This window comes from Massilia sp. BHUDP2, assembly GCF_046236355.1.
GTDB lineage: Bacteria > Pseudomonadota > Gammaproteobacteria > Burkholderiales > Burkholderiaceae_D > Telluria > Telluria varians.
Genome location: NZ_JBJUVW010000002.1, coordinates 133357 through 146296 on the forward strand (window position 1 = coordinate 133357; position 12940 = coordinate 146296).

A 12940-nucleotide genomic window follows, 5' to 3' on the forward strand; every position below is an offset into this window, starting at 1 on the left:
GCTCAAGCGCCGAAACCCTTGCCGTCGGCGGCCAGGCGCTCCAGCAGCGGCGCCGGTTGCCAAGCGTCGCCATGGCGGCCCTGGGCATACCGGCGGATCGCTTCCAGCACCTTCGGCAGACCGACCGACTCGGCATGGAACATCGGGCCGCCCCGGTGCAGCGGGAAACCGTAGCCGCTCAGGTAGACCATGTCGATGTCCGAGGCACGCAGCGCGATGCCCTCTTCCAGGATCTTCGCGCCCTCGTTGACCAGGGCGTACACCAGGCGCTCGACGATTTCGGAATCATCGATCCGGCGCCGCTCCAGCCCCAGGTCGCGCGAATGCTGCACGATCATGTCGTTCACCAGCTGAGACGGGGTGGCCTTGCGCTCGCCCGCCCCGTAGTCGTACCAGCCGGCGCCGGTCTTCTGGCCGAAGCGGCCCTGCTCGCACAGCAGGTCGGCGGTCTTCGAATAAGCGATGTGCGGCGATTCGACGGCGCGGCGCTTGCGGATATACCAGCCGACGTCGTTGCCGGCCAGGTCGCTCATGCGGAATGGCCCCATCGCGAAACCGAAGCGTTCGATCGCGCCATCCACCTGTTCCGGCAGCGCGCCTTCCTCCAGCAGGAAGTAAGCCTGGCGCAGGTACTGCTCCAGCATGCGGTTGCCGATGAAGCCGTCGCACACGCCCGAGACCACGCCCGTCTTCTTGATCTTCTTGGACAGCGCCAGGCAGGTGGCCAGCACGTCCTTGCCGGTTTCCCTGCCGCGCACGATCTCCAGCAGCTTCATGACGTTGGCCGGGCTGAAGAAGTGCAGGCCGATCACGTCCTGCGGGCGGGAAGTAGACGCGGCGATGCGGTCCAGGTCCAGGGTCGAGGTATTCGAGGCCAGGATCGCGCCCGGCTTCATGGCCTCGTCGAGCTGGCGGAACACCGATTCCTTCACGCCCATGTCTTCGAACACGGCTTCGATCACGATGTCGGCCTGGGCGATGTCGGCATAGGACAAGGTCCCGGTGATCAGGCTTATCCTCTGCTCGCACTTCTCCTGCGTCAGCTTGCCCTTCCGGACCGTGTTCTCGTAGTTCTTGCGGATGGTCGCCAGGCCCTTGTCCAGCGCTTCCTGCTTTGTTTCCAGGATGGTCACCGGGATGCCGGCGTTCGCGAAGTTCATCGCGATGCCGCCGCCCATGGTGCCGGCGCCGACCACGGCCGCGCGCTCGATTTTCCGCAGCGGCGTATCCGCCGGCACGTCCGGTACCTTGCTGGCCGCGCGTTCGGCCATGAAGGCGTGGCGCAGGGCCTTCGATTCCGGCGTCTGCATCAGGTGCAGGAAGCGCTCGCGCTCGAAGGCCAAGCCTTCCTCGAACGGCTTGCTCACGGACGCGGCGACGGTCTCGACGCACTCCAGGGGCGCCGGGAACGGCCCGGCCATCGCCTTGACCTTCGCGCGCGCGGCCTGCACGAAGGCGTCGGGGTTCGGGTAATCGACGGCGCGGTCGCGCACTTTTGGGAGTGGACGGATGTCCGCGACCTTGCCGGCGAAAGCCACGGCTGCGCCGATCAGGTCGGTCCCGGCCGGGAAGACCTCGTCGAACAAGGCCGTGCCGGCCAGCTTTTCGGACGCCACCGGAGTACCCGACACCACCATGTTCAGGGCCATTTCCAGGCCCAGCACGCGCGGCAGGCGCTGGGTGCCGCCGGCGCCCGGCAGCAGGCCCAGCTTCACTTCCGGCAGCGCGATCTGGGCGCCCGGCAAGGCGACGCGGTAGTTGCAGCCCAGGGCCAGCTCCAGGCCGCCGCCCATGCAGACGCTGTGGATCGCGGCCACCACCGGCTTGCTGCAGTTCTCCACCACGCGGATCAGGCTGTGCAGGGTCGGCTCGGTCAGGGCCTTGGGCGAATTGAATTCGCGGATGTCGGCGCCGCCCGAGAAGGCCTTGCCGGCGCCGGTGAGGACGATGGCCTTGACGGCGTCGTCGGCTTCGGCGCGCCCAATGGCGGCGACGGCGGCGGTCCGGGTCTCCAGGCCCAGGCCGTTAACCGGCGGATTGTTCAGGGTCACTACGGCAACGCTGCCCTGGACGGTGTAGTCGGCGCTCATGTCTCTTCTTCTCCTTGTCAGTACCCAGGCACCAGCCTGGCGCAATTTTTTAACTATACCTCAACTAAAAGAACGTTCGTATTATTTTCGGCCGGCGCGGGATGTGCCAGAATACGCGCCTCACGTTCCCGTCACACCAGGCACATGGAAAAACTGCTCGCACAACTGATCCGGCTCTACCTCATGCCCGGCCAAGCACCCGCCCAGCATCCGGCCGCCACGCCGCTGGTCTCGGAAGACGCCCTGACGCGCGCCATCGTCATCGACTTCCCGCGTGCGGCCGGGGACGAAAGCGGCCACTGGGCCCAACTGTGCGAAGTCGCCAATACCCTGCAGGAGAAGCTGGGCTTCCCGGCCCCGGCGGTGAGCGTCACCGGCGCCGACGCCTTCCGCCTGTGGCTGTCGCTGCGCGAGCCGGTGCCGGTGGCCGACGTGCGCCGCTTCCTCTCCCTGCTGCGTAGTGCCTGGTTCCCGGAACTGCCCCTGCACGCCAGCAGCACGGTCGAACTGCCGCCCTGCCTCCACGGCGCGACCGGCAAATGGGCGGCCTTCATCCATCCCGGCATGGGGGCCTCGTTCGCCGGCGAGGAAGGGCTGGACATCGCGCCGCCCGCTGCGGCCCAGCTGGCTTTCCTGGAAGGACTGGAAAGCATCGCACCGGCGCAGTTCGAAGAAGCGCTGGCCGCCATGCACCGGCCGCGCGAGACCGCGCCCCCACAGGCCCCGCTGGCGGCGCCGCCCGACGGTCTGCTGCTGAAGGACGCGACGCTGGAAGACATCGTGCGCCACCTGCATGCGATGGGGATCGAGCCGAGCTTCCGCCACGTCCTGCCGGGCCGCGCCTAACGGGCAGCTTCATCTTCGGCGCCGGTGTATCCTGTACGCACAGGACACTGGAGCTGCGCATGAGCGAAGAACGACGGCACATCTGCCTTGGCTTCACGGATGAGCGCTACCCGGAAGGGACCCACATCTGTTACCTCTACAACGACGACGAGGAGCGGCGCCGCATCCTGCCGCTGTTCGCGCGTCATGCGCTGCTCGACCATGAATGCTTCCACTATGTAGCCGACGTGCCCGACGCTGCCGCGTTGCCGCGCGTCATGGACGAGCTCGACCTGGCGAACGCCGGGCGCGGCCTGCCTGGCCGCATCGACATCGCAACCGCCAGCGAAGGCTATTATCCGGACGGCCGCTTCGATCCGGACGCGATGCTGGCGCGCCTGCGTGCCGCGTACGATCAATGCATCGCCGCAGGCCAGGCCGGCGCCCGCTTCGCCGGCGAGATGACCTGGGCCTTGCGCGGCATTCCCGGATCCGACCGGATCATCGAGTGCGAGTCGCGCATCAATGACCTGGTCCAGGATGCTCCCGTGACGGTGATGTGCCAGTACGACCTGCGCCAGTTCGACGGCGCCACCATGTTCGACGTCATGAGCGTCCATCCGATCCTGATTGTCGCCGGCCACATCCTGCGCAACCCTTTTTACCAGCATCCACCCGCCAGGCATGGACACCACCCCGGGGCATGACAAGGGCGCGCCCAGCGCGGCCGTCCTAGGTCGCCTGCTGGTGATCCAGCAGGCCATCGATGCCCTCCCCGACGACGAGCGCCTGGACGGCTTCGTGCGGCGCGCACTCTCGGGCGTGCCGGGCATCGCCGACGCCCACGTCCACCTCGAGGGGCGCACGACGGCGCCGACCGCGGCGATCGCGGCCCTGCTGGCATGCTGCAAGGGCGGCGCCGGCCCGGCTCCCGCCGGGAACCTGCAGCGCAACATCGGCCACGAGGGGCATTGCTTTCCCATCCGCACCCCCGAGCAGCACTTCGGCTGCCTGGTGGTGCAGATCGCGGACCAAGCGGCCCTGCGCCCCTATCGCGACTTTCTCAGCAATATCTCCAGCACGATCAGCAGGGTGCTGGCCTCGCGCCTGTACGAGGCCCAGCTGGTCCGGCTCAACGAGGAATTGCGCCAGGCGCGCGACAGCCTCGAACTGCGGGTCGCCGAGCGTACCCGCGAACTCGAATACCGCGCCACCCACGACCTGCTCACCGGGCTCGCCAACCGGCCGCTCCTGCTCGACCGCCTGCACACCGCCATTTCCCACGCTCGCCGCGACGGGCACGTGGTCGTGGTGGTCTACCTCGACCTCGACAGCTTCAGCTTCATGAATACCGGCCTGGGCAATGCTTGCGGCGACGCCTTCCTGCGCGAGACCGCCGAGCGGCTGTGCCGGGTGGTGCCCGACTGCGACGCCGTGGCCCGGATCGGCTCGGACGAATTCGTGATCCTGCTGGCCGGACTCGAGCACGTCGAGCGCAGCAGCCACTGGCTGCACGAGATGCTGGCCGCCGTGCGCGCGCCGCTTCGGCTGGACGACAAGGAGCTGGTGATCACGGGAAGCATCGGGGCCAGCGTCTACCCGTTCGACGGCGAAGAACCCGAGCTGCTGCTGCGCCGCGCGAACTCGGCCATGCACCGGGCCAAGCGCTCCGGCAAGGACGGCATGCAGTTCTACGCCAGCACCCGCGACGCCGCGGTCGCCGAGCGCATGGAGCGCGAAGCCGAGCTGCGCGAAGCGATTCCCGGCGGGCAGCTGGTGCTGCACTACCAGCCCAAGCTCGACCTGCACACCGGCGCCTGGCGCGGTGTCGAAGCCCTTGTGCGCTGGCAGCACCCGAAGCGCGGCCTGCTGCCGCCCGGCGAGTTCATTCCGCTGGCCGAAGAGTCGTCCCTGATCGTGGCGCTCGGCGAGCACGTGCTGGAGCAGGCCTGCCGCCAGGCTGCCGGGTGGCACCGGGCCGGCCTGCCGGGCAAGTCGGTGGCGGTCAACGTCGCCGCCCGGCAGCTGCGCGACCGCCGCATCGTCGAGGTGGTGGAGGCCGTGCTGAAGGACACCAAGCTGGATCCCAGCTGCCTGGAGCTGGAGATCACCGAAAGCTCGATCATGCACGACCTCGAGTACGCATCGACGCTGATGCACGAACTGAAGGCCCTGGGCGTGCGCATCTCGATCGACGATTTCGGCACCGGCTACTCGAGCCTGAGCGCGCTGCGCTACTTCCGGGTCGACAAGCTGAAGATCGACCGCTCCTTCGTGAAGGAAGTCGAGGGCGACCAGAGCGCCGCGGCGGTGACCCTGGCCGTGATCTCCTTCGCCCGCACGCTCGGCATGAAGGTCAATGCCGAAGGCGTGGAGACGCCCGGACAGGCCGGCTTCCTGCGGCAGCACGGCTGCGACGAGATCCAGGGCTATCTGTTGTCGCGCCCCCTGCCGGCCGAGGAACTGGAAGCCCTGTACCGCAAGGGCGATCCACCGGGCTGGGATACCCGCCAGGCCTGAACCAAGGGAGGAAGCATCCGATGAAGACCGCCGTATTCAGCGCGCGCCGCTACGACAAGACCCTGCTGGCGCGTGCCAACCAGGATGCCGGGCACGAGCTGCGCTTCTTTGAAGACCGCCTGACCCTGGCGAGCGCCAGCCTGGCCGAAGGCTGCGAAGCCGTCTGCGTGTTCGTCAACGACAGCGTCGACGCGCAGGTGCTGGCCGCGCTGGCCCGGCAAGGCACGCGGCTGGTGGCGACCCGCTCCACCGGCTACAACCAGATCGACGTGGCGGCGGCCGCGCAGCTGGGCATCGAGGTGGTGCGCGTCACCGACTATTCGCCCCATTCGGTCGCCGAGTTCGCGGTAGGCCTGCTGCTGGGCGTGAACCGGAAGATCGCGCGCGCCAGCGCCCGCACCCGCGACGGCAATTTCGACCTCGAGGGCCTGATGGGCTTCGACCTGCACGGCAAGACCATCGGCGTGATCGGCACCGGCAAGATCGGCATGATCTTCGCCCGCATCATGACCGGTTTCGGCTGCACCATCCTCGGCCACGATCCTTACCCGAGCCGGGGCTTCGAAGAGGCCGGCGGCAGCTATGTCGCGGTCGACGAGCTGCTCGCGCGCAGCGACGCGGTGTCGCTGCACTGCCCACTGACGGAAGCGACGCGCTACATCATCAATGCACACAACCTGGCACGGCTCAAGCGCGGCAGCATCCTGGTCAACACCAGCCGGGGCGGCCTGGTCGACACCGACGCCGCCATCGCGGCGCTCAAGAGCGGTCAGCTCGGCGGCCTGGCGATCGACGTCTACGAGCAGGAAGCCAACCTGTTCTTCCAGGACCTGTCCTCGACCATCATCTGCGACGACGTGATCCAGCGCCTGGTCTCCTTCCCGAACGTGATCGTCACCGGCCACCAGGCCTTCTTCACGGTGGAAGCGATCGGCCAGATCATGCAGACCACGATAGCCAGCATCAGCGCCTTCGAGCGCGGCGAACCTCTGGTCAACCGCGTGCCGCCGGCCTGAAGGCGTCAAACGGTCGGCAGCCGGTGCTCTTGGTAGATGTCGCGCAGCTTGTTCTTCTGGATCTTGCCGGTGCCGCCGACCGGCAGCGCCTCGGTAAAGACCACGTCGTCCGGGATCCACCACTTGGCCACCTTGCCCTCGAAGAAGCCCAGCAACTCCTCGCGCGACACCGAAGCGCCGGGACGCTTGACGACCACCAGCAAGGGGCGCTCGGCCCACTTCGGGTGCGCGACGCCGATGCAGGCCGCCTGCAGCACCGCCGGGTGCGCCATGGCGATGTTTTCCAGGTCGATCGAGCCGATCCACTCGCCGCCCGACTTGATCACGTCCTTGCTGCGGTCGGTGATCGCCAGGTATCCGTCCGGGTCGATGGTGGCCACGTCGCCGGTCGGGAACCAGCCATCCTGCAGGACATCCCCGCCCTCGCCGCGGAAGTAGCCGGACACCACCCAGGGGCCCTTCACCAAGAGGTGGCCGTAGGTGGCGCCGTCCCAGGGCAGCTCGCTGCCGTCGTCGTCCACGATCTTCATGTCGACGCCGTAGATGGCGTGTCCCTGCTTGCGCAGCACGGCGCGCTGGGTCTCAAGCGGCAGCGCCAGGTGCTTGCCCAGCAGGGTGCAGGCGGTGCCGAGCGGCGACATCTCGGTCATGCCCCAGGCGTGCACCACCTCGACGCCCAGCTTGTCGATCAGGAGGTCCATCATGGCCGGCGGGCAGGCCGAGCCGCCGATCACAGTGCGCCGGAAGGTGGAAAAGCGCAGATCGTTCTGCAGCACGTGGTTGACCAGGCCGAGCCAGACGGTCGGCACGCCGGCCGAGAAGCTGACGCCTTCGGCCTCGAACAGCTCGTACAGGGACTTGCCGTCCAGTGCCGGCCCCGGGAACACCATCTTCGCCCCCGACAGCGGCACCGAATACGGCAGGCCCCAGGCGTTCACATGGAACATCGGCACCACCGGCAGCACGGTGTCGCGGGCGGATACGTTGAGCGCGTTCGGCATGGCGGACGCATACGCGTGCAGCACGGTCGAGCGGTGCGAGTACAGCGCACCCTTCGGGTTGCCCGTGGTGCCCGAGGTGTAGCACAGGCTGGCCGCCGAACGCTCGTCGAACTGCGGCCAGGCATACTCGCCGGAGGCGGAGGCAATCAGGTCCTCGTAGCACAGCAGGGTCGGGATGTCGGTCTCCTGCGGCATGTGCTCGCGTCCGCACATGGCCACATAGCCCTTGATGGTCTTGCAGTGGCGCGCCATCGCCTCGATCGCAGGCAGGAAAGTCAGGTCGAAGAACAGGTACTGGCCCTCGGCATGGTTGATGATGTAGGCGATCTGCTCCGGATGCAGGCGCGGGTTGATCGTATGCAGGACCGCGCCCGAGCCCGAGACCGCGTAGTACAGCTCCATGTGGCGGTAGCCGTTCCAGGCCAGCGTGGCGACCCGGTCGCCCATGCCCACGCCCAGCGCCTGCAGCGCCTGGGCCATGCGGCGCGCCCGCGCCTCCAGCTCGCGGTAGGTGGTGCGGTGGATGTCGCCCTCGACCCGGCGCGAGACGATCTCGCTGGCGCCGTAATGGCGGGCGGCGAACTCGATGATGTTCGAGACCAGCAGCGGCTGGTCCATCATCTGCCCCATCAGGGGACTGGCCGGGTAAGCGTTCACAGCAGCGTTCATCAGGTCTCCATATATTCAGTACAACAAATTCCGAGTTTCAACTCCCGCTCGAGCTGTCGTCAACGCAATTCGATTGCGCGCCGCAGCATGGCCGGATGCAGCCGTGCGCCGATGGAATCGGCCCGGTACGGTAGAATCCTGCCAATACCACACGCATAAGCGTGCCGACCGACTACCGAAGGAGCTGCCATCACAGCCGACGAACTCCCCTTCAACAACTCGTTTGCCGAGTTGCCGCCGGCCTTCTATACCCGGCTGATGCCGACGCCCTTGCCGTCGCCCTATTTCATCGCTGCGAGTGCATCCGCAGCGGCGCAGGTAGCGCTCGACCCGCAGGCGCTTGCCGGGGACGATTTCGTCGAGGTTTTTACCGGCAACAAGGTGGCGGTGCGGTCCCAGCCCCTGTCAGCCGTCTATTCGGGCCACCAGTTCGGCGTCTGGGCCGGCCAGCTCGGCGACGGACGCGCGATCACGCTCGGCGACCTGCCGGGCCCGAACGGCCCGATGGAAGTGCAGCTCAAGGGCGCCGGCCTGACGCCTTATTCGCGCATGGGCGACGGCCGCGCGGTGCTGCGCTCCTCGATCCGCGAATTCCTGTGCTCGGAAGCCATGGCAGCGCTCGGCATTCCGACCACGCGCGCCCTGATGCTGACTGGCTCGCACCAGCGCGTCATGCGCGAAACCGTCGAGACCGCGGCCGTGGTGACGCGGATGGCGCCGACCTTCGTGCGCTTCGGTTCCTTCGAGCACTGGCATTACCGCAACAAGCAGGACGAATTGAGGATCCTGGCCGACTACGTCATCAAGAACTGGTATCCGGAATTCCTTGGCGCCGCCAATCCCTACAAGGAACTGCTGGCCGAAGTCACGCGCCGCACGGCCCACATGATCGCCGGCTGGCAGGCGGTCGGCTTCATGCATGGCGTCATGAACACCGACAATATGTCGATCCTGGGCCTGACGCTCGACTACGGCCCCTTCGGCTTCATGGAAGCGTTCGACGCCAACCACATCTGCAACCATACCGACCAGGGCGGCCGCTATTCCTACGCCAACCAAGTGCCGGTGGGGCACTGGAACTGCTACGCGCTCGGCAATGCCCTGCTGCCCTTGATCGGCACCCCGGAGGACACCGAGGAAGCGCTGGACGTCTACCGCCCTGCTTTCGGGGCCAGGCTGGACGAGCTGCTGCATGCCAAGCTCGGCCTGTTCGACGCGCGCGACGAAGACAGCGCCCTGTTCGACGACATGTTCAAGCTGCTGCAGGCCAACCACGCCGATTTCACCCTGTTCTTCCGCCGCCTGGGCGACTTGCCGCGCGAGGGCGGCGTGGAACAGGATGCGCCGGTGCGCGACCTGTTCATCGACCGCGAAGCCTTCGACGCCTGGGCCGGCCAGTACCGCGCGCGCCTGCGGCTCGAGGACAGCAGCGACGCATTGCGCCGCGCCGCGATGCACCGCAGCAACCCGAAGTACGTGCTGCGCAACTACCTGGCCCAGACCGCGATCGAACAAGCCCAGAACGGCGATTTCAGCGGCGTGCACAAGCTGCTCGCCGTCCTGGAGCGCCCCTTCGACGAGCAGCCGGAGAACGAATCGTATGCGGCCCTGCCGCCCGATTGGGCAGCCCACCTCGAAGTGAGCTGCTCGTCCTGAACCACCTGAAACATGAGACACAAGAAGGAACCGTCATGAACGACAAAGTGACCAAGAGCGACGCCGAGTGGCGCGCCCGGCTGGACCCGATGGAGTACCAGGTGACCCGCCACGCCGCCACCGAGCGCGCTTTCACCGGCAAGTACTGGGACCACCACGAGCACGGCATCTACCACTGCGTCTGCTGCGATACCCCGCTGTTCGAATCCGACGCCAAGTTCGACTCCGGCTGCGGCTGGCCGAGCTACTTCCGTGCACTCGACCCGGATAATGTCATCGAGAAGGTCGACCGCAGCCACGGCATGCTGCGTACCGAGATCATCTGCGCCGTCTGCGACGCCCACCTCGGGCACGTGTTCCCGGACGGTCCGCCGCCCACCGGCCTGCGCTACTGCATCAACTCGGCGGCCATGCGCTTCGAGCCCCTCTGAGGAAGGCGGAGAACTCAATGATCAAGTTCCTGTTCGACATGCTGCCGGTGATCCTGTTCTTCGGCATCTACAAATATGGGGAAAACAACCAGGAATGGGCCCACGGGCTTGTCACCGATCACCTTGGTTTCCTGATCTCGGGCGGCGCGGTGCCGGCCGCGCAGTCGCCGATCCTGCTGGCGACCGCGGTCACGATCGTCGCCACGGTGCTGCAGATCGTCTACCTGCTGGCGCGCCGCCGCAAGGTCGACGGCATGCTGTGGCTGTCGCTGGGCGTGGTGGTGGTGGCCGGCGGCGCCACCATCTACTTCCACGACGACACCTTCATCAAGTGGAAGCCGACCATCCTGTACTGGGCCTTCGGCGTCGCCCTGCTGCTGGCGCAACTGATCTACCGTAAGAACCTGATGCGCTCGGCGCTCGGGGGCGCGATGAACCTGCCGGACGCGGTCTGGACCCGCGTCCTGTATGCATGGATCGCCTTCTTCATCGGGCTGGGCCTGCTGAACCTCCTGATGGCGTTCGTGGTCTTCCGTAGCGATACCGGCGCCTGGGTCAGTTTCAAGCTGTTCGGCATCAGCGGCATCCTGTTCGCCTTTATTATCATCCAATCGCTGTTCCTCTCCAAACATATTCAGGAGGATGCTCAAAATGGAAGCTAACCGTACCGAACGCCTGCGCGAGCGCCTGCAGGCCGAACTCAACCCGTCCGTGCTGGACATCACCGACGACTCGCACCTGCACGCCGGCCACGCCGGCGCCGCCTCGGGCGGCAGCCATTACAGCGTGAAAATCGTATCGGAGAAGTTCCAGGGCCTCACGCTAGTCATGCGCCATCGTCTTGTGTATGATGCCGTTCACGAAATGATCAACAAGGCGGAAATCCATGCGCTGGCCATCACGGCCCTCGCACCGTCGGAATCGCCTTGAACTCATCTTCAGTCTACTTTAAGAATAGTGGCCGACAATCTGTAACGCTAAGTACCAGAACTTGAAGTACAAGAACTAATCAAATCTCGTCCAAGCACCCCTCCCACAGGAATTCCAGAAATGACTTTTAAGCCAGCACGCCTGCTGTTAGCGCTGATCGCCGTGTCCGCAGCACCCGCCTTTGCGCAGAATCTCGCCGTCGTCAACGGCAAAGCCATCCCGACCTCGCGTGTCGAGGAAGCGGTCAAGCAGCTGGTCGCCGCCGGCCAGGCCCAGGACAATCCGCAAACGCGCCTGGCCATCAAGGAAGAGATGATCGCCCGCGAAGTGCTGATGCAGGAAGCCATCAAGCAGGGCTACGACAAGAAGCCGGAAGTGCGCGCCGCCCTCGACAACGCGCGCCAGGCCATCGTCGTGAACCAGCTGGCCCGCGACTACATCCAGAAGAACCCGGTGACCGACGCCGAGATCAAGGCCGAGTACGACCGCTTCAAGGCCCAGACCGGCGACAAGGAATACCACGTACGCCACATCCTGCTCGATACCGAAGCCGATGCCAACGCCGTGATCGCCAAGATCAAGGCCGGCAGCAAGTTCGAGGAACTGGCCAAGCAGTCGAAGGACACCGGCACCGCCAACAACGGCGGCGACCTGGACTGGGCCACCCCGTCCTCGTTCCCGCCTGAATTCGCTGCCGGCTTCACCGGCCTGCAAAAAGGCGGCGTCACCGACAAGCCGGTGAAGACCGCCAACGGTTTCCACGTCATCAAGCTGGACGACACCCGTGCGGCCAAGCTGCCGTCGCTGGAAGAAGTCAAGCCGCAGATCCAGGATGCCCTGGCGCAGAAAAAGCTGGCTGACTACCGTGACCAAATGGTCAAAAAGGCAAAGGTGCAGTAAGATGTACTACCGCCGGTGCCTGTTGGCACCGGTTCTTGCCGCCTGCGGCGAACTTTTTCGTGTTTAGATAGGACCTTAACAATGATTTTGAAGCCAGCCCGCCTGACTTTGGCAATCAGCTTGGCCACGGCCGCGATGATCGCCGCGCCTGCTATTGCGCAGAACGTCGCCACCGTCAATGGCAAGCCCATCCCGGCGGCAAAGGTTGACCAGCTGGTCAAGCAAGTGGTCGCGCAAGGCCGCGCCACCGATTCGCAACAGCTGCGCGACGCCATCAAGAAAGACCTGATCGGCCGCGAAGTCCTGATCCAGGAAGCCGACAAGCAAGGCATCGGCGGCCGCGCCGACGTCAAGGCAGCGATCGACAATGCCCGCCAGAGCATCATCATCAACGCCATGCTGGCCGACTACGTCAAGAAGAACCCGATCAAGGATGCCGACATCAAGGCCGAGTACGACAAGTACAAGGCGCAGGTGGGCGACAAGGAATATCACGCGCGCCACATCCTGGTCCCGACCGAAGACGAAGCGAAGTCGATCATCACCAAGCTCAAGAGCGGCTCCAAGTTCGAAGACCTGGCCAAGCAGCATTCGAAGGACGGCTCGGCTGCCAACGGCGGCGACCTGGACTGGGCAAGCCCGGCCAACTACGTGCCTGAGTTCTCGAAGGCCATGGTTGCCCTGCAAAAAGGCGCCATCACCGACACCCCGGTCAAGAGCCAGTACGGCTTCCACGTGATCAAGCTGGAAGACGTGCGCCAGGCCAAGATCCCGGCCCTGGACGAAGTCAAGCAGCAGGTCGCGGAATCGCTACAGCAGCGCCAGCTGGCGCAGTACCGCGAAAGCCTGGTCAAGAAGGCCAAGATCCAGTAAGCACGGTCTTACCGAACGAAAAAGCGCTC

The 12940-nt window shown here is 65.9% G+C and carries 12 protein-coding genes; 10 read left to right on the plus strand and 2 right to left on the minus strand.

What is annotated here, in order from left to right; translation table 11 throughout:
- Positions 1-2: 2 nt before the first annotated feature.
- A complete protein-coding gene (locus ACK6C6_RS11380) occupies positions 3-2090 on the minus strand; it encodes a 3-hydroxyacyl-CoA dehydrogenase NAD-binding domain-containing protein (RefSeq protein WP_409267423.1) in 2088 nt (695 codons plus the stop codon).
- A gap of 144 nt (positions 2091-2234) precedes the next feature.
- Here ACK6C6_RS11380 and ACK6C6_RS11385 point away from each other — a divergent pair, with 144 nt between their 5' ends.
- From ACK6C6_RS11385 to ACK6C6_RS11400, 4 genes are read left to right on the plus strand one after another with little or no spacing between them, the layout of a single operon-like run.
- Positions 2235-2936, plus strand: a complete 702-nt coding sequence (locus tag ACK6C6_RS11385; protein WP_409267424.1) for a hypothetical protein — start codon at positions 2235-2237, stop codon at positions 2934-2936.
- A gap of 59 nt (positions 2937-2995) precedes the next feature.
- A complete protein-coding gene (locus ACK6C6_RS11390) occupies positions 2996-3622 on the plus strand; it encodes an MEDS domain-containing protein (RefSeq protein WP_209586719.1) in 627 nt (208 codons plus the stop codon).
- Entirely contained in the window at positions 3600-5435 is a 1836-nt protein-coding gene (locus tag ACK6C6_RS11395; protein WP_409267425.1) for a putative bifunctional diguanylate cyclase/phosphodiesterase, read from the plus strand. Before ACK6C6_RS11390 ends, ACK6C6_RS11395 begins: the two co-directional genes overlap by 23 nt.
- 20 nt (positions 5436-5455) lie before the next feature.
- Complete coding sequence (locus ACK6C6_RS11400; RefSeq protein WP_409267426.1) at positions 5456-6451, plus strand: 2-hydroxyacid dehydrogenase; 996 nt, start codon at positions 5456-5458, stop codon at positions 6449-6451.
- A gap of 5 nt (positions 6452-6456) precedes the next feature.
- On the opposite strand, the gene ACK6C6_RS11405 is transcribed toward ACK6C6_RS11400, so the two are convergent.
- On the minus strand, positions 6457-8121 hold the full coding sequence (locus ACK6C6_RS11405; RefSeq protein ID WP_409267427.1) for a 3-(methylthio)propionyl-CoA ligase: 1665 nt from the start codon (positions 8119-8121) through the stop codon (positions 6457-6459).
- A gap of 189 nt (positions 8122-8310) precedes the next feature.
- Here ACK6C6_RS11405 and ACK6C6_RS11410 point away from each other — a divergent pair, with 189 nt between their 5' ends.
- From ACK6C6_RS11410 to ACK6C6_RS11435, 6 genes are all read left to right on the plus strand, one after another.
- Positions 8311-9777 carry a protein adenylyltransferase SelO gene (locus ACK6C6_RS11410; RefSeq protein ID WP_409268265.1) on the plus strand — a complete coding sequence of 489 codons (1467 nt, stop codon included), beginning with the start codon at positions 8311-8313 and terminating at the stop codon, positions 9775-9777.
- 35 nt (positions 9778-9812) lie between these two features.
- A complete protein-coding gene (gene msrB / locus ACK6C6_RS11415) occupies positions 9813-10208 on the plus strand; it encodes a peptide-methionine (R)-S-oxide reductase MsrB (RefSeq protein WP_409267428.1) in 396 nt (131 codons plus the stop codon).
- Between the two features lie 20 nt (positions 10209-10228).
- Positions 10229-10870, plus strand: a complete 642-nt coding sequence (locus ACK6C6_RS11420; protein WP_285379918.1) for a septation protein A — start codon at positions 10229-10231, stop codon at positions 10868-10870.
- Positions 10860-11138: a BolA family transcriptional regulator gene (locus ACK6C6_RS11425; RefSeq protein ID WP_036206178.1), complete on the plus strand. Its 279-nt coding sequence runs from the start codon at positions 10860-10862 to the stop codon at positions 11136-11138. Before ACK6C6_RS11420 ends, ACK6C6_RS11425 begins: the two co-directional genes overlap by 11 nt.
- Before the next feature lie 120 nt (positions 11139-11258).
- Positions 11259-12038: a peptidyl-prolyl cis-trans isomerase gene (locus ACK6C6_RS11430; protein WP_036206173.1), complete on the plus strand. Its 780-nt coding sequence runs from the start codon at positions 11259-11261 to the stop codon at positions 12036-12038.
- Positions 12039-12119: 81 nt separating this feature from the next.
- On the plus strand, positions 12120-12911 hold the full coding sequence (locus tag ACK6C6_RS11435) for a peptidylprolyl isomerase (RefSeq protein ID WP_292043401.1): 792 nt from the start codon (positions 12120-12122) through the stop codon (positions 12909-12911).
- Positions 12912-12940: the final 29 nt, after the last annotated feature.